General features: G+C 48.1%; 14 protein-coding genes. All 14 read left to right on the top strand.

The window, feature by feature from the left end:
- The first annotated feature begins 27 nt into the window (after positions 1–27).
- A complete protein-coding gene (locus FGS84_RS10600) occupies positions 28–2238 on the top strand; it encodes a helix-turn-helix domain-containing protein (RefSeq protein WP_243129947.1) in 2211 nt (736 codons plus the stop codon).
- Positions 2239–2623: 385 nt separating this feature from the next.
- Positions 2624–3742, top strand: a complete 1119-nt coding sequence (locus tag FGS84_RS10595; RefSeq protein WP_138308147.1) for a BMP family ABC transporter substrate-binding protein — start codon at positions 2624–2626, stop codon at positions 3740–3742.
- A gap of 112 nt (positions 3743–3854) precedes the next feature.
- Positions 3855–5408 (top strand): ABC transporter ATP-binding protein, encoded by a 1554-nt coding sequence (locus tag FGS84_RS10590; RefSeq protein WP_207739898.1) that lies wholly within the window; start codon positions 3855–3857, stop codon positions 5406–5408.
- Positions 5405–6448 carry an ABC transporter permease gene (locus FGS84_RS10585; RefSeq protein WP_138308142.1) on the top strand — a complete coding sequence of 348 codons (1044 nt, stop codon included), beginning with the start codon at positions 5405–5407 and terminating at the stop codon, positions 6446–6448. The genes FGS84_RS10590 and FGS84_RS10585 overlap by 4 nt, the downstream gene beginning before the upstream one ends.
- Before the next feature lie 11 nt (positions 6449–6459).
- Positions 6460–7395: an ABC transporter permease gene (locus FGS84_RS10580; RefSeq protein ID WP_138308140.1), complete on the top strand. Its 936-nt coding sequence runs from the start codon at positions 6460–6462 to the stop codon at positions 7393–7395.
- Between the two features lie 14 nt (positions 7396–7409).
- On the top strand, positions 7410–8345 hold the full coding sequence (rihB, locus tag FGS84_RS10575; protein ID WP_138308137.1) for a ribosylpyrimidine nucleosidase: 936 nt from the start codon (positions 7410–7412) through the stop codon (positions 8343–8345).
- 60 nt (positions 8346–8405) lie between these two features.
- Positions 8406–9683 carry an ArgE/DapE family deacylase gene (locus FGS84_RS10570; RefSeq protein ID WP_207739897.1) on the top strand — a complete coding sequence of 426 codons (1278 nt, stop codon included), beginning with the start codon at positions 8406–8408 and terminating at the stop codon, positions 9681–9683.
- Positions 9684–9706: 23 nt separating this feature from the next.
- Positions 9707–10450 (top strand): glutamine amidotransferase, encoded by a 744-nt coding sequence (locus FGS84_RS10565; protein WP_138308135.1) that lies wholly within the window; start codon positions 9707–9709, stop codon positions 10448–10450.
- Between the two features lie 76 nt (positions 10451–10526).
- Complete coding sequence (locus FGS84_RS10560; protein WP_138308133.1) at positions 10527–11690, top strand: M20 family metallopeptidase; 1164 nt, start codon at positions 10527–10529, stop codon at positions 11688–11690.
- Between the two features lie 59 nt (positions 11691–11749).
- Positions 11750–12787, top strand: coding sequence for a LacI family DNA-binding transcriptional regulator (locus tag FGS84_RS10555; RefSeq protein WP_138308131.1), 1038 nt, complete (start codon positions 11750–11752; stop codon positions 12785–12787).
- Between the two features lie 117 nt (positions 12788–12904).
- Positions 12905–13414 carry a CBS domain-containing protein gene (locus FGS84_RS10550; protein ID WP_138308128.1) on the top strand — a complete coding sequence of 170 codons (510 nt, stop codon included), beginning with the start codon at positions 12905–12907 and terminating at the stop codon, positions 13412–13414.
- A gap of 375 nt (positions 13415–13789) precedes the next feature.
- Positions 13790–15097: a phenylacetate--CoA ligase gene (locus FGS84_RS10545; RefSeq protein ID WP_138308126.1), complete on the top strand. Its 1308-nt coding sequence runs from the start codon at positions 13790–13792 to the stop codon at positions 15095–15097.
- A gap of 66 nt (positions 15098–15163) precedes the next feature.
- Positions 15164–16912, top strand: a complete 1749-nt coding sequence (gene iorA, locus FGS84_RS10540) for an indolepyruvate ferredoxin oxidoreductase subunit alpha (RefSeq protein WP_138308124.1) — start codon at positions 15164–15166, stop codon at positions 16910–16912.
- A gap of 1 nt (position 16913) precedes the next feature.
- Complete coding sequence (locus tag FGS84_RS10535; RefSeq protein ID WP_138308122.1) at positions 16914–17489, top strand: indolepyruvate oxidoreductase subunit beta; 576 nt, start codon at positions 16914–16916, stop codon at positions 17487–17489.
- Positions 17490–17494 lie beyond the last annotated feature (5 nt).

Below are 17494 nucleotides of genomic sequence, written 5' to 3'. Positions count from 1 at the left end.
TTGCGCAGAGGCATTTTTCATAAATATTTGTTGGGTTTTACATCTTTTTTCCTGGTACCTATGGTGGTGCTTTCCATTTGTTTACAAATCATTATGTACCGGAATCTTTCCAGGGAAATTCTCGGGTACAATGAGAATATCCTGGAGCGCCTGGGGGATGATTTGGTCACCATGAACGGCCGCCTGATGGAGGCAGGGAACCGAATCAGCTTCAGCAGTCCTGTGGTGTCCAGGAGCCGGGACACAGACAACCAGATACAGATGATGGACATGCTGCGCCGGGAAAATGCAGCCAATCCTTACATAACAAAAGCCTATATTATTTATGAAAATGAGGATATGAGCTTTTCCTCCCAGGGCCGGTATGACAAGGATATTCTGCTGGCGGGCCAGCTGAGGATACCGGAGGGGGAGAGACAGCCTTTTCTGGATAAACTGTATAAAATGGACCATCCCGGGTACGACATCATCAACAAGGAATACCATATGAAGGACGGGGTCATAACAAAACCGCAGATGGTATTTATTTATCCGGTATATAATTATTCCTATAAAGCGGAATCCTGGGTGGTGCTGGAGCTTCAGTCCTCCAAAATCAGCCAAAGCATGACCACATCCCCGGGCAGCTACAGCCATGGAATCGCTGTGCTGAATGGAGATGGGAAGCCGCTGGTGACAGAAGGGGAGGATATGGAACCGGACGGAGTGATGGGACAAATCCTGGAGGCGGAGCCGGGACTGTGCACCGCATTCCAGGCGGGCCAGGGCCGTTATATCGTATATCCCATGGACCATCCGCCTCTTATCATATTAAGCAGAATTACCATGCCGGACCTGCTGGGGGACGTGGTGCAGAACAACAGCCTGCTGGTTACAGGGGTTTTGGTATTTTTGATTCTGGGATGTTTCATGGCAATTTACATGGCCTACCACTATTACAAGCCCATCCGTCAGCTGGCCCAATATATGAAGCAGGATAATGAAAACAGTGAGGACAGGAGCCGGGATGAGCTGGTATTTATAAAGAACCGGTATGACAGCCTGAATTCCGTCAAGGATTCCCTGGCAAAGGAGATTGAGAACCAGTGGCCTCTGGTGGAGGAACGGCTTGTGACAAAGCTTCTTTACGGGGAGGATGATGCCGGAGAGGATGATATGGTGAACGGCATTCTGACAGAGCAGATGAAGGGGCGGAATCACATGGTGGTCCTGGCGGCGGGAGGCGGCCTGTCCTCCAGGGAATTATCCGCCCTCTACAAGGAGAAGGAAGGCCCTATAAAAGAAAAATTCCAGACGGATTACGGAGTGTATACAAGTTTTCTGTACTATTTTGGTGCAATCGCTGTTATCCTCAGCCGCAAGGTTCTGGCTGAGGAGCATAAGAGTGAGGCAAAGGAGCGCCTGAGGGAGGTATTCGGCAGTCATGAATGCATCATTTCCGTGGGCAATATTCACGAAGATGCATCGGGGGTGCATCTGTCCTATCTGGAGGCTCTTACCAACATGAAGTTCCGCCTGCTCAATCCCCACAAGGAGCTGGATTTTGAGAGTATGGAACAGGGAAGGGGCGAGGAGTACAGCGCCACCATCAGCCGCTATCAGACAGAGTGCCTTCTGTGTATTAACCGGTGTCTGGACAGCGGTTCTCCGGAGGAGGTGGAGGGTTCTGTGCAGGAGGTGATGCTGAGTCTGGAGGAGCTGCCGGGCCAGATGGCGCTGATGTGCTGTTATGACATCGTGAGCCATCTCCTGAAGGAGGTAAAGAAAAATGACATCCGCCTGACGGAGAAGGAATTGTACCAGCTCACTGCATTCCGGACAGTGGAAGAATTCGGGGATAAGCTGGGGGATGCCCTTATGAGAATCAATGGTGTCCTGGCAGCCTCCAGACAGGATGCGCGCAATGATTTGATAAAACAGGTGCTTGCCTATATAGAGGATAACTACAGGGACAGCAGTCTCTGTCTGGTGGGGATGGCGGAGCATTTCGGCTACTCGTCCAGCTATATGAGCAAGTTCATTACCCAGAATCTGAATACCAGCTTCTCGGAACTGATATCCAAAAAACGTCTGGATTACACAAAGGATTGCCTGGTTCATACAGATAAGCAGATAGCCCAGATTGCCCAGGAAGCAGGCTATGCCAATCTGTCCAATTTTACCAGAAGGTTTAAGAGCTCGGAGAATGTGACGCCGGGACAGTATAGGAACTTGTATGGGGATGGTAAGAAGGCATAGAATGAGTATGGCAGGAGATATGGCGGTGAGAGAACCGCCATTCTCCTGCTATTTCTTTGATTGATAGAAAAAATGGACTAGATGCCATGTTATTGTACGTTAAAATTAAAACAGACCCGCATGCTGAATCCATCATATTCGCAGAGATAAAGCCTTTTACCATTAAAGGAATATATGGCCATTGGGAGACGCTTGGCCACGCGATAAATATGTAATAAATGCATAAAAATATGACATTAATATAGTGCAATATTTATCTATTGACAAATATAAAAAATAGTAATAAGATTAAATCACGAAATAAATTTGGAAAAACGCTTTACTAAAAGCTTTTTCCTGGTAAAAGAAAACAACTATATTTTAGGTGAAGGAAGGAGTAGTTTTTATGAAGAAACGTTTTTTGGCAATGACAATGGCAGCGGTATTGGGATTAAGTCTGGCAGGGTGCGGCTCCAGCAGTACAGGAGCAAAGGCAGAGAGCAATGCAGGTAATGAGCAGACTGCAGGGGAAGGCGCCGGTGAGGCTGCGGATGCCCAGGGTGAAAGCCCGGTAAAGGTAGCGGTTGTCTATTCCGGTAATCTGGGCGATAAATCCTATAATGATTCCTGTAATGCCGGTGCACAGCAGGCAGCCAAGGATTTTGGAGTAGAGGTAAAGAACCTGGAGGGCACAACTGCAGACGAGTGGGAAGCTAACCTTCTGGCATGCTGTGAGGGAGGTTATGATTTGGTTATCTGTTCCAACTCTAATTTCCAGGAATACCTTGAGAAATATAAAGACAGCTATCCGGATGTTAAATTTGCTATCATTGATACAACTGTAAAAGGACCAAATGTGGTTTCCATCAGTTTTGCCCAGAATCAGGGGTCATTTTTAGCAGGTGCAGTGGCAGCTATGTTTACGACCCATTCCGAGATTGAGGGAGTAAATGACGATGCCATCATAGGCTGGGTGGGAGGCCAGGATATTCCGGTGCTTCACGATTTCTATGTTGGATTTGAACAGGGTGCAAAATATATTAATCCTGATATTACGATTCTTCAGTCTTATGCCGGAACATGGATAGACCCTCTTAAGGGCAAGGAGCTTACACTGGCTCAGTATGAGCAGGGCGCTGACATTGTTATGAATGTTGCTTCCGGTACAGGCACAGGTATTCTGGAAGCTGCCAAAGAAGCAGGAAAGTATGCAATTGGCGTTGATTTGAATCAGGATAACGACCAGCCGGGACATGTGGTAACATCCATGGTTAAGCGGGTTGATACAGCCTGCTATAGTGTGATTCAGTCCGTTGTGGATGGTACTTTTAAAGGGGATACAACCAGTTATTTGGAAATTTCCAATGATGGTGTGGACTTAACTGATTTTGCAGTTATTAAAGAGCATTTAGGCGATAAGTTCCCGGCAGATATCCAGGACAAGGTGCAGGAACTGAAAGATAAAATCATTTCTGGTGAGATTGTGGTAAATAACTACGAAGGATTCGGCAAAGACGCTCAGTAAGGCAGTAAAAGATGCAGGAATACTTCAGGGGCGGCAGGGCGTGAATAGGTCCTCCCGCCCCGGGTTTTATGAAACCTTTACAGGCAAAGATTCAGGGAAAAAGGTGACCGGAATGAACGGATATGTAGTGGAAATGAATAGCATCAGGAAATCATTTGGTTCCGTACAGGCGGTAAAGGATGGACAGTTCAACCTGAAAAAGGGTGAAATACATTCTCTGATTGGTGAAAATGGAACAGGAAAATCCACCATGATGAAACTGCTATACGGACTATATGATTTTGATGGGGGAGAGATAAAAATTAAAGGTGAAAATATGAACCACATCACCCCCAAGATTGCCATAGAAAAGGGAATTGGCATGGTACACCAGGAATTTATGCTGGTTAATGAACTTACTGTGCTGGAGAACATTATTCTGGGATTTGAGCCCAGAAAGGGATGTACCATAGATTTCGAAAAAGCGAAAAATACGGTGCAGAACTATATAGACCAGTACGGCATGGATATACAAATGAGCAAGAAAATAAATCAGATTTCCGTGGGAGAAGCCCAGAGAGTGGAAATCATTAAGATATTAACCAGAGGAGCAGATGTAATCATACTGGACGAACCAACAGCTGTGCTGACTCCTCAGGAAACCCGCAGACTTTTTGAGATTCTGGAGAATCTGAGGAAGGACGGCAAGTCCATCGTTTTCATCTCACACAAACTCAATGAGGTTATGGAGATATCTGACCGTATTACGGTAATGCGTCAGGGATGTTTTATTGGTACGGTAGATAAACAGGATACATCGCCTTCGGATTTGGCCAGGATGATGATAGGAAGGGAAGTTTTCCTGGACATAAAAAAAGAAAAGGCCGATATCGGGGATGTGGTTCTGGAAGTCAAGGATTTGTGGACATCTGGTGAAAAAGAAATATCCAAGATACGCGGGGTTTCCATGGAGGTCAGAGCTGGAGAAATCGTGGGAATTGCCGGGATTGACGGTAATGGACAGAGCGAGTTTATAGAAGCTATAACCGGATTGAGGAGAGTGGAGAAGGGAAGCGTTATTCTGGGAGGGACGGAAATTACGAATTTCTCCCCGAAAAAATCCAGAGAAGCCGGACTTGCCCATATTCCTGAGGACCGTAATACCAGAGGATTGAACCGTACCATGACGATTCGGGAAAATCTGGTGGCTGTTCAGGAGGATAAAGCCCCCTTTGCCAAAGGAATTCTGGTAAATGATGCTGCTTCCTATCCGTTTGCAAAAGAGATGGCGGAAAAGTTCGATATACGTCCCAGGGATACGGAAATCCCCACATCCTCTCTTTCAGGCGGAAATGCCCAGAAGGTAGTGGTGGCCAGAGAGGTTTCCATTGGCGGAAAACTTCTGGTGGCATCCCAGCCTACAAGAGGTGTTGATATAGGCGCTATAGAATCAATCCGTACTATTTTGCAGGATGTTAAGAAAAAGGGTCTGGGAGTTCTTTTGGTATCTGCGGACCTGGAGGAAATCATGTCCCTGTCTGACCGGATTGTGGTCATGTATGAAGGACGGATTACAGGGCGTATGATGGCGGAAGAAGCAGACGAGGAGAAACTGGGTCTTCTGATGATGGGCGGTCACGATATGGAAGGCCACAATATTCAGGAGCAGGAAGGAGGCAGACAATGAACCCAAAAGTAGAATCAGTGATGAAAAGCCTGAGGAGGATTTTACTGCTGGCACTTCTGGCACTGGGCATAGGAGCTGTTTTTATACTGCTGATTCATGAAAATCCGCTGGAGGCATATGCTGCTTTGTTTAAGGGGGCTTTTGTCGGGAAGCTAAAGATAGGAACCACTCTGGCAAACTTTACCCCGCTGCTTTTGACATCCATCTCATTTGCAGTGGCAGCTAAAGCTGGTGCCTTCAATGTTGGCGTAGAGGGCGAGGTATTCCTGGGCGGTATGGCGGCCGCCTATGTAGGAATTTACTGTACATGGCTTCCTAAGCCCCTTCTGCTGGTGGCATGCTTCGCAGCTGCCGTTGCAGCCGGCGCAGCGTGGGCCTGGATACCGGGATTTTTAAAAGCATATTATGGTGTCAGCGAGGTGTGTACTACCATTTTAATGAACAGTGTGGCATTGTACATTACTTCTTATCTGGTAAGCGGACCAATTAGTGCAGGTGTTGCCAACCCGCAGTCCATACCGGTAAATGTGACGCTTCCTAAGCTTTTGAAACCAAGTAATGCCAACGCAGGGCTGTTCATAGCGATTATAGCGGTGATAGCGGTTATCTGGATGCTGAACAAAACGACCCTGGGTTATAAGATAAGAACGGTGGGAACCAATCCGGCCAATGCCGAGTATGTTGGCATTAATCCCAAGAAGGTGTTTATTCGTACCATGATGCTCAGCGGTGCAATTGGCGGGCTGGCAGGCTGTATTGAGGTACTGGGTACATATGGATACTTCCTGAATAATTTTGCGACCAACCTGGGGACAAACGGAATGCTGGCTTCCCTGATTGTTAAAAACAATGTGGTTACTACCCCGTTTATCGCATTTTTCCTGGCGGTGCTGCGTTCCGGCGCTTTGGGTATGCAGCAGAATACCGGCGTTCCAAAATCCATTGTAGATACTATTACTGCAATTTTTATCATCGTGGCTACCATGGAATTGCTGTTTCAGTTTAACAAGAAACGCAAGGCAAAAGCAGATGCGCAGTAGGAGGAGGACATATGCAATTTGATAAAATTTTTGATATTTCATTAATATATGCGACGTTCCGTTCAGCTACGCCCATCATATATGCTGCTCTCTGTGCAGCCATTACCCAGCAGGCAGATATTCTTAATATTGGTACTGAGGGTATTATGCTTACAGGTGCATTTACAGCTGTAACCGTTAGTTATCTGACCGGAAGCTGGGTTCTGGGAATCCTTATCTCAATGGTAGCCGGTCTTCTCATTGCCATGATAATGGCTGTGGGACACATTAAGTACAAGGCTGAGATTTGCGCAATTGGAATGGGTATTAACCTGTTTGCCGTTGCTTTTACTAAATTTATGCTCAATAGTGTGCTGGGAGTAAGCGGCTCCTTTACCAGTCCTCAGATTAAAGGCATACCTAAGGTACATATGCCGTTTTTGGATGGTGTGCCTGTTCTGGATAGCTTGTTTAATAACTGGAGCGTGACGGAGTGGTTTGTGATTGTACTGGTATTTCTTATGATGTTCCTTTTTTATAAGACAGTATGGGGACTGCGGCTGCGGGCAGTGGGGCAGTTTCCAATGGCTGCAGAAACAGCGGGAATCAATGTAAATGCCATGAAATACCAGGCAATTGCCATATCCGGATTGATTGGAGGGCTGGCAGGAGCCCATCTGTCCCTGGGATACAGCCAGCTTTTTACAGAAGGCATGACCAATTCCAGAGGATTTATGGGCGTGGCTGCCATGTACTTTGGAGGTGCTCATCCTGCACTCACCGCGGTGGGCTGTCTGATATTCGGATTTACAGATTCATTGGGGGCCCGCATACAGGCTTATGGTGTTCCGTCCCAGTTTGTACTGCTGATGCCCTATGTAGTAACCATAGCTGTGCTGGCAGTTTCCATGATTTCTAAGAAAAAAGCCCAGGAGAAGAAAAAGAGTTCGCTGGTTACGATTGAATAACAGGAGGTTGATATATGGATAAGCGTAAGATTATTTTAGACTGTGACCCTGGACACGACGATGCGGTGGCCATCATGCTTGCGGCCAAAAGTCCGCAAATTGATTTATTGGGCATCACGGTGGTCGCCGGCAACCAGACCTTGGAGAAGACTACTGCCAATGCATTGAATGTATGCCAATATCTGGGATTGGATATTCCTGTGTATGCAGGCTGCGGACAGCCTATGATACGGGATAAGCAGGTTATTGCAGATGATATACATGGGGAGACCGGACTTGACGGACCGGTATTTGAGCCTCTTCACCGTAAGGTGGAAGATAAACATGCAGTGTTGTATATCATAGATACGTTAATGGCCTCGGACGGTGATATTACCCTTGTACCCACAGGTCCTTTGACTAATATAGCCATGGCGGTAAGACTGGAACCAAGAATCCTTCCCAAGATTCGTGAGATTGTGCTTATGGGAGGCTGCTATCAGCTGGGAAATGTGACGCCTGCAGCGGAGTTCAATATTTTGGCAGATGGTGATGCGGCTCATGTGGTATTTACCTGTGGAAGACCCATAACCATGGTTGGACTGGATGTTACCAGAAAAGTACTGTGTTATCCTTCTGTCATTGAACGGATGGAAAAAATCGGAACAAAGTCTGCAAGGCTGTTTGCAGATTTGATGCGATTTTTCAGTAAAAGCCAGAAAGCTGTATTTGGATGGGAGGGAGGGCCTCTTCATGACCCTCTGACAATCGCATACCTGATAGACCCAACCGTACTTACAACAAAGGCTATGTTTACAGAAATAGATATTCGCAGTGTCCAGAGCTATGGCCGTACAAATTGTGACTTCTTCGGATATTTCAAGAGGGAGCCGAACAGCAATGTGGCAGTGGAAGTGGATGTGGATAAGTTCTGGGATATTATTGAACAGGGAATCCGCAATTATGGTTGATACGGTCTGCTGGTTATGAATTGCAGCAGCCATGTCTGGCTGAAAAAAGGAGTTGAAATCATGAGGCATCTAAAAGAAGTTCTGGAGCAGAATAAACAAGCATATATACAGCATTTGATGGACCTGATAGCGATTGATACCCATGACTTAGGCCACGGAATATCAGGGGGACTGGAGAAACAGGGGCAGGAGTATATGGTGAAATTATTCGAGGATATGGGAGCAGACAACATCCGCCGGGACCCCATGACCGAGGAAGCCATCAAAGAATGCCTGGACAGATATCAGGAAGGAAATCCCGGTCATAATTACGACGGACGCTATAATGTGTATGCTGTTTTCAAAGGGGACCAAAACGGCAGGAGCCTGATGTTCAATGGCCATATAGATACCATGCCTGCCGGTAATGAAAATGAATGGAATACACCGCCGCATACGCCAACCATGAAAGACGGTAAGATTTACGGCCTGGGTGCAGCTGATATGAAGGGCGGCCTTATGGCGTCCGTTATGGCAGTACAGCTGCTTAAGGATGCCGGGATAAAACTGCCCGGAGACATACATATCACTTCCGTCTGCGATGAGGAGGGCGGGGGCAACGGCTCCATGGCGGCAATCATGTCAGGAGAAAAGGCGGATGGAGTGGTTGTCTGCGAACCTTCTTCTGATGAACTGATTCTGGCTCATATGGGATTTGTCTTTTTTAAGGTGGAATTTGAAGGAAAAGCAAATCATTCCGGTGCAAAGTGGAAGGGAGTCAGCGCCATTGATAAGGCCCTGAAGGTCATCAGGGAGCTGGAGGAATTGGAACACAATTGGCTTCTTACCTATAAACATCCTCTGCTCCCTGCTCCTAATCTGAATATAGGTACGATTCATGGAGGAAGCGCTGGTTCTACCGTACCAGGACATTGCTATTTTGAGACATGCATCCATTATCTGCCCGGGCAGATGAGCTATAACCAAATCGTAGAAGAATTCACAGATGCAGTGAACCGGGTGGCTGACAGTGATGTATGGCTTCGCCAGCATAGGCCGGTGATAACTATGTATCAGGCTGGAGGGGCTTTCGAACAGGAGCCCGGCGACAGCTTTGTGGCCTGCTTTATGGATGGATATGAGAAGGCGCTTGGAAGACAGGTGCGCCAGGTAGGCTCTCCGGCTGGCTGTGATTCACGATTATGGAAGAATATTGCGGGCTGTCCAACTATGCAGTTCGGACCGGGACGTCTGGAAGAGTGCCATTCTGTCAATGAGTATGTGGAGACGGATTCTTATTTGGAGGCCATTCTTGTGTATGCTCAGCTCATACTGGAATGGTGTAAGGCAAAAGAATAGAAAGAATAATAAGGAGAATAGAGATGAGTAAGAAAGTATTGTTAGCAGGCGAGTCCTGGATGAGCTATACCACACACGTGAAAGGATTTGACAGTTTTTATACTTCTGTATATGAGACAGGAGAAAAGTGGCTGAAGGCAGCGCTGGAAGAAGGCGGATATGAGGTTACTTTTCTGCCGAACCATCTGGCAGGAGAGGAGTTTCCGTTTACGATGGATGAATTAAAGGCATATGATGCGGTTATTCTTTCTGATATCGGTGCCAACACGCTTCTTCTTCCAACAGCAACATTTATGAGAAGCGAGAAGAAACCAAACAGATGCAGCCTGATTCGCGATTATGTTTTGGATGGAGGAGCCCTCATGATGGTGGGAGGATACCTCACCTTTTCAGGTGTGGATGCAAAGGGAAAATGGCATGATACTGCAGTGCAGGAAGTCCTGCCGGTAGAGGTGCTTACGGTTGATGACCGTATGGAGCACTGCGAGGGAACTGCGCCGGTGATGGTTGCTGAACATGAAGCCCTGAACGGGATTCCTAGGGAGTTCCCCCAGGTATTGGGTTACAATAAGACCATTGCAAAGCCGGAAGCAGTTGTGGCTGCCGTAGTGGATGACGACCCGTTTATTGCCTTTGGAGTATATGGGAAAGGAAAGAGCGCTGTGGTAACCACGGACTGTGCTCCTCACTGGGCTCCGCCGGAATTCTGTGAGTGGGAATATTATAACAGGATGTGGCAGGGAATCATGGACTGGCTGACAAAGTAAGAATAAGGATGGGGACTGCTGCCTGAAATCAAGGGATTCCATGGGCAGCAGTCCCTTTTTTACAGGAGGATTGCAGATGGAAGCAGAGAAGAAAACAGAGGAACGGAAAAAGACAGCGGCTCTGGAGCTTTTAAAACATATACTGGATATTCCCAGTGTTAATGGAAAGGACAGAGAACAGAGGGTAGCTGATTATCTGGCAGAATATTTAAGAGGAAAGGGTATGGAAACCACAGTACAGCTGATAGATGAGCATCACGGCAATCTGATTGGTGTGCTCAAAGGAAAAACAGAAGAAACCATACTTTTTAACGGTCATCTTGATACGGTTCCGTACGGTGATATACAAGAGTGGAATACCAATCCGGCGGTATGCGAGGAACAGGATGGACGTTTTTATGCAAGAGGAGCCAGCGATATGAAAAGTGGGCTGGCTGTAATGACCTTTGTTCTGGGAGAGCTTGCGCAGAGCGGATACGTTCCTGAAAAAACAATTGTTTTTGTGGGAACCTGCGATGAAGAGCGGGGAGGCCTGGGGGCAAGGGAAGTAATAAAGAAATATCCTGATTTATTTCCGGAACTGGTTATGATTGGAGAGCCTACTTCATGCCAGGCAGGTGTCGCCCAGAAGGGGTGTATCTGGTTAAAACTTACTGTTTCAGGAAAGACAAGCCATGGAGCAGAGCCTTGGCAGGGAATCAATGCACTGGAGCAGGGCTTTGACCTGCTTGGTGATTTGAGAGAGGAGCTGCAGGGAGAGGAACATCCTGTGCTGGGACGCAGTACACTCCAGATTACCATGGCAGAGGGAGGAATTGCCCCCAATATGACTCCGGACAGGGCGCAGTTTCTGGCTGATATCAGGATTGTACCGCCCTTGGATGAAAAAAAGGTCCTAAACCGTCTGGAATATCTTATAGAAAAGCGTTGTGAAGAATATAAGGGGGAACTGGTTTTTGTACCTGAGATATCAAATTATAGAATGCCGGTAGAAACTGATTCGGAAAACCAGTGGCTTCACAAGCTGAAAGGCCTCATCGGCGATGAGGTCAGGGAGGTTGGCATTAATTATTTTACGGATGCATCCATTTTCCTGACAGCCTGGCCGGACTGCCCGGTACTGCTCTTTGGACCGGGAGAACCTCAGATGTGTCATAAACCTAATGAATACGTTGAGATATCCAAATATTTTGAAGCAATTCAGGTCATGGAAAAGTTTTGCAGGCACATTGCTAAATGATAAACTTATGATATAATGAAATGTAAGACTTTGAGCATAGTTTTAACAGGGGGCAGGATTTGCGAACTACAATTAAGGATATAGCGAAACACACAGGATTTTCAATTACCACCATATCTTTGGTGCTGAATGGTAAGGCACATAAAATCCCAAAGGCTACAGAGGAGGCAATTCTCCAGGCTGCGAAGGAACTCAATTACCGGCCAAATCAATTAGCTGTAGGATTGGTAAAGAAGCAGACAAAAACCCTGGGACTGATTTTATCTGACATCCGAAACAGCTTTTTCGCAAATATGGCTAAATCCATAGAAGATGAATGCCGCAGAAACGGATGGAATCTTATTCTGTGCAATACCAACGACCTTCATGAGCGGGAGATGAAATATCTGCAGATGCTGGCTGACAAAGGCGTGGACGGAGTATTGATTTGTATGGCAAGGGAGAATGACAGTGAGAAAGTAGAGGAGATGGTAGCGCTGATGGATTCCCTCAACATACCGTTTGTACTTGTGGACCGTTTTTATCCTGAAGTCAAAGGCTGTTCCGTGATTGTGGACCATGACGAGGGCGGATATCTGGCAACCAGGCATCTGCTGGAGCTGGGGCACACCAGAATCGGCTGTGTGGGCGGACCGAAGGACCTGGCTGATTCCAACCGAAGAACGCAGGGATATATAAGAGCGCTGATGGAGAAAGGAGTGGAATTTAACCCCTCCCTTATCTTTTATGGGGATTATGACCTGAACAGCGGCGTGCGGGGGGCAGAGTATCTGCTCAAAAAAGATGTAACAGCAATCTTCGCTTATAATGATATGTCGGCATACGGCGTATTTCACTATTTAAAACAGCAGGGAATTTCTGTTCCGGAGGACATATCATTGATTGGATATGATGATATCTTTTTTTCTGAGATATTAAGCGTACCTCTTACATCAGTCCATCAGCCGGTGGAGGAAATGGGAACAGAGGCGGTCCAGCAGATGATTCGGATTATCCGCCAGAAACAGAAGCAGGATACAAAGAAAAATATTATGTTTCAGCCATACTTAGTGGTCAGGCAGAGTACGGCAGCTCCAACAGCTGTAATGCATGTATAGATGTATCTGTATTTCCCGCATCTTAAGAAATTTCAGATTTTTATAATAATTTGTTCACATTCGGTTCAGAGGCAGGCATTATACTTAATAGAGAATACGGGAAGAAGGAGTGAAAAAATGAACATACTGTTTTTCCTGACTCCTAAAAGTGACGTGGCGTATATAAGTGAGGATGATACGTTAAGGCAGGCTTTGGAGAAAATGGAGCACCACAAGTATTCCGCGGTACCGATTGTCAGCAGGACAGGGCGCTATGTGGGGACGCTGACGGAAGGTGATCTGTTATGGGGAATCAAGAACCAGTTCAATCTGGACCTGAAAGGGGCTGAGAAGATACCTGTCACAGCCATACGCCGCCGGTGTGACAACCGTCCGGTTAAGGCAGACGCAGATATGGAGGACCTGATTGGGAAGGCGCTGAACCAGAATTTTGTGCCGGTTCTGGATGACCAGAAGAGTTTCATTGGTATCATTACCAGAAAGGACATTATTAAGTATTTCTACCAGAAGTGCGAGACCGCTGAGGAACGTTCCAGGAAGTGTCAGGAACAGGGCGGAAAGGAACATAAAAAGACGGACCTGTCCGCAGTGGTAAAGCTGCGCAGCCAGGAGGGAGTCCTGGTGTAGCAGGACAGAGCTGTCCGGCACAGTAAAGGCTGTGCGATTGCAGGGAATCATGCAGAACGCCGTGGGGCGGGGCATGATTCCCTGTTTTCATAAAGGGACATTGGCAATATGTCCCTTTCCCCATATGGCCTAAGTCATGAAACTGTGATAATATGTATATATGGTCGCTCTTTGGTTTTGTGCAGATGATTCCGGCGTTAAAACTGGGGACAGAAAACTCATATGGAATTTGCACGAAAACAGCAGACAAACCCGGGAAAAGATGGTATAATGTCGCCAGACATTATAATGCGCCAATGCGTTGTCACGTCAAAGCGGGATAGTACAGGAAACCGGACAGGATACACGGGTGCAGGGAAAGGGAGGTCAGACAACATGATTTGGGCAAAAGAAGAGACAATGTCCAGGGCGGAGATTGAGGCAATACAGCTGAGCCGCCTAAAAGACACGGTGAACCGGGTTTATGAGAGGGTACCGGCATACCGCGCCAAGATGGAGGAGGCAGGTGTAAGGCCGGAGCACATACAGACACTGAAGGATTTGCAGAAGCTTCCTTTTGTAACAAAACAGGATATGAGGGATAATTATCCCTATGGCCTGTTTGCGGTTCCGAAGAAGGAACTGCGGAGAATCCATGCATCCAGCGGTACCACGGGAAAGCCTACTGTGGTGGGATATACGGAGAATGACCTGGAGGTATGGAAGGAATGCGTGGCCCGTCTGGCAGTGGCAGGAGGCGCATCGGACGAGGATGTTGCCCAGATTTGTTTTGGGTACGGCATGTTCACAGGCGCCCTGGGACTTCACAATGGCCTGGAAAAGGTGGGCGCTGCCGTGGTTCCTTCCTCCACCGGCAATACCCAGAAGCAGCTGATGTACATGAAGGATTTTGAGACCACCCTGCTGGTGGCCACCCCGTCCTATGCCATGCGTATTGCTGAGGTGGCTCTGGAGATGGGAATTAATCCAAAAACAGACCTGAAGGTGAAGACGCTTGTACTGGGCAGCGAGCTGATGACAGAGGCCATGAGGAACGAGCTCTACAAGGTATGGGGAGAGGATGTAAACCTGACCCAGAATTACGGCATGAGCGAACTGATGGGCCCCGGCGTGTCAGGAGAATGTCTGGAACTGAACGGAATGCATATCAATGAGGACCATTTTATTGCGGAGGTAATCGATTCCGCCACAGGCGAAGTCCTTCCTCCCGGAGAAAAGGGGGAGCTGGTTATCACCTGTATATCCAAGGAAGCGCTGCCTCTTATCCGCTACCGCACCAGGGATATTACAAGGCTTATGTATGAACCGTGTTCCTGCGGCCGTACCACTGCCAGGATGGAAAATCTGTCAGGACGTACGGACGATATGTTAAAGATTCGTGGTGTCAACGTATTCCCAAGCCAGATTGAGGAAGTGCTGATTAATACAGAGGGAATCGGACCTAACTACGAAATTGTGGTGGACAGGAAGAACCATTCCGACATATTGATTATCAAGGTTGAGGTGGAAGCAGAGAGCATGATGGACTCCTATGCTGCACTGGAACGGCTGGAAGACACATTGAAGGATAAGATGCGCCTGATGCTTGGCCTGGATGCCAAGATTCAGCTGGTATCCCCCAACACGCTCCAGCGGTTTGAGGGAAAGGCAAAGAGGGTCACGGACCTGCGCAAAGAAGTCTGATGAGGCAGCAGGACAGTCCTTAAGATGTCCGGTGCATTTAATACATACTGAAAGGAAGGAAGAAACGTGTCAGAGAAAAGAATATTACTTGGCAATGAAGCCATAGCAAGAGGTGCCTATGAGGCAGGGGTAAAGGTATCCGCCGCCTACCCGGGCACTCCCAGTACGGAGGTCAGCGAGTCACTGGTCCAGTACGATGAGATTTATGCAGAGTGGGCTCCCAATGAGAAGGTGGCCACAGAGGTGGCTATCGGCGCGTCCATAGCGGGCGTGCGTTCCATGTGTGTCATGAAGCACGTGGGAATGAATGTGGCTGCGGACCCCCTCTATACGGCTGCATACACTGGTGTAAGGGGAGGACTGGTACTGGTGGTGGCCGATGACCCGGGCATGTACAGTTCGCAGAACGAGCAGGACAGCCGCATGGTTGCCAGGGCTGCCATGGTCCCCATCGTGGAGCCATCGGACAGCGCCGAGGCCAAGGAATTCATGAAATACGCATATGACCTCAGTGAGAAATATGACACTCCGGTCATTCTGCGGAGCACCACCCGTCTGTCCCATTCCCAGGGTCTGGTGGAGCTGGAGGAAAGGGCGGAGCCCTTTGACATCCCTTATGAAAGGGATATGGCCAAGTATGTTATGATGCCTGGAAATGCCATCAAACGCCATGTGGTGGTGGAAGCCCGCATGAAGCAGCTGGCGGAGGACGCGGACAGCCTTCCAATCAACCGGGTGGAATACAATGATTTGTCCGTGGGCTTCATCACGGACGGTATTGCATACCAGTATGTAAAGGAAGCCATGCCCCAGGCATCTGTCCTGAAGCTGGGACTTCTGAATCCACTGCCCAGGAAGCTGATTGAGGAATTTGCGGCCAAGGTGGATAAGCTTTACATATTTGAGGAGCTGGAGCCCGTTGTGGAGGAGCAGGTTAAATCCTGGGGCATCACCAAGGCAGTGGGAAAGGAAATATTCACGGTCCAGGGTGAATACAGCGCAAACCTGATTCGGGAGCGTGTGCTGGGCCAGGCATCCCAGGTGGATAAGGCGGCCCAGGTGCCTGCAAGACCTCCCATACTCTGTCCGGGATGTCCTCACAGAAGCGTATACACGGTGCTTAACAAGCTGAAGATACATGCTGCCGGAGACATCGGATGCTATACACTGGGAGCCGTGGCGCCTTTAAGCGTCATTGACACCACCATCTGTATGGGAGCCAGCATCAGCACCCTTCACGGTATGGAAAAGGCAAAGGGAAAAGAATATATAAAGAACTGGGTGGCTGTAATCGGTGATTCCACCTTTATGCACACAGGTATCAACTCCCTTATGAACATGGTTTACAACCAGGCCACGGGCACGGTCATTATTCTGGATAATTCCACCACAGGAATGACAGGCCACCAGGACCATGCTGCCACAGGCAAGACCCTTAAGGGTCAGGTGGTTCCTGCCATCAATATCTACGGGCTGTGCAGGTCGCTGGGAATTGAACATGTATGTGAGGTAGACGCTTTTGACCAGGCGGAATTAGAGCGGGTAATCAAAGAAGAGGTGGCCAGGGATGCGGTATCCGTTATCATCACCAAGGCGCCCTGCGCCCTGCTTAAGGGAATCAAGTTCCCCAATAAGTGCAGGCCTCTGCCGGATAAATGTAAAAAATGCGGAGCATGTTTAAGGCCGGGCTGTCCTGCCCTTACAAAGAATGAGGACGGCACCATATCCATTGACGAGACCATGTGCAATGGGTGCGGACTGTGCAAACAGCTGTGTAAATTTGACGCAATCAATCTGGTAAAGGCGGGTGAATAAAATGACATCAAAGAATATTATGATAGTAGGCGTAGGCGGCCAGGGAACCCTTCTTACCAGCCGCATACTTGGAAAGCTTGCAATCGGAGCAGGTTATGATGTGAAGCTGTCCGAAGTGCACGGCATGGCCCAGCGCGGCGGCAGCGTGGTTACCTTTGTGCGCTATGGCGAGGATGTGGCGGAACCCATTGTGGAGGAAGGCCAGGCAGATGTGCTGATTGCCTTTGAGCGCCTGGAGGCGCTGCGGTATCTCCATTTCCTCAAAAAGGACGGAGTGGTTATTGTCAATGACTGGCGTATTGACCCCATCACGGTGGTGACAGGGGTGGCTGAATATCCGGAAGGAATCATTGACCGGTTAAAGGAGGCGCGCAGGACCATTGTGGTGGAGGCCACGGAGGAAGCGAAAAAGATGGGCGCCCCCAAGGCATTCAACGTCATTGTCCTGGGAGCAGCTGCAAAGCATATGGGATTTGAAAAGGAAGACTGGCTGAAGGTGATTGAGACAACGGTTCCGCCCAAGACAGTGGAGATTAATAAAAAGGCATTTGAAACCGGTTATGCACTTTCAGTATAGATGGG

The organism is Clostridium sp. 1001271st1 H5 (genome assembly GCF_005845215.1).
GTDB lineage: Bacteria > Bacillota > Clostridia > Lachnospirales > Lachnospiraceae > Enterocloster.
Note: the sequence above shows the minus strand (reverse complement) of the source record. Positions and strands in the feature narration are given on the sequence as shown.

What these genes read in the sequence shown, in the direction of transcription:
- FGS84_RS10595 (WP_138308147.1), top strand. Translation starts at nt 2,624, where the DNA reads ATGAAGAAACGTTTTTTGGCAATGACAATGGCAGCGGTATTGGGATTA.
- FGS84_RS10590 (WP_207739898.1), top strand. Translation starts at nt 3,855, where the DNA reads ATGAACGGATATGTAGTGGAAATGAATAGCATCAGGAAATCATTTGGT.
- FGS84_RS10585 (WP_138308142.1), top strand. Translation starts at nt 5,405, where the DNA reads ATGAACCCAAAAGTAGAATCAGTGATGAAAAGCCTGAGGAGGATTTTA.
- FGS84_RS10580 (WP_138308140.1), top strand. Translation starts at nt 6,460, where the DNA reads ATGCAATTTGATAAAATTTTTGATATTTCATTAATATATGCGACGTTC.
- rihB (WP_138308137.1), top strand. Translation starts at nt 7,410, where the DNA reads ATGGATAAGCGTAAGATTATTTTAGACTGTGACCCTGGACACGACGAT.
- FGS84_RS10570 (WP_207739897.1), top strand. Translation starts at nt 8,406, where the DNA reads ATGAGGCATCTAAAAGAAGTTCTGGAGCAGAATAAACAAGCATATATA.
- FGS84_RS10565 (WP_138308135.1), top strand. Translation starts at nt 9,707, where the DNA reads ATGAGTAAGAAAGTATTGTTAGCAGGCGAGTCCTGGATGAGCTATACC.
- FGS84_RS10560 (WP_138308133.1), top strand. Translation starts at nt 10,527, where the DNA reads ATGGAAGCAGAGAAGAAAACAGAGGAACGGAAAAAGACAGCGGCTCTG.
- FGS84_RS10550 (WP_138308128.1), top strand. Translation starts at nt 12,905, where the DNA reads ATGAACATACTGTTTTTCCTGACTCCTAAAAGTGACGTGGCGTATATA.
- FGS84_RS10545 (WP_138308126.1), top strand. Translation starts at nt 13,790, where the DNA reads ATGATTTGGGCAAAAGAAGAGACAATGTCCAGGGCGGAGATTGAGGCA.
- FGS84_RS10535 (WP_138308122.1), top strand. Translation starts at nt 16,914, where the DNA reads ATGACATCAAAGAATATTATGATAGTAGGCGTAGGCGGCCAGGGAACC.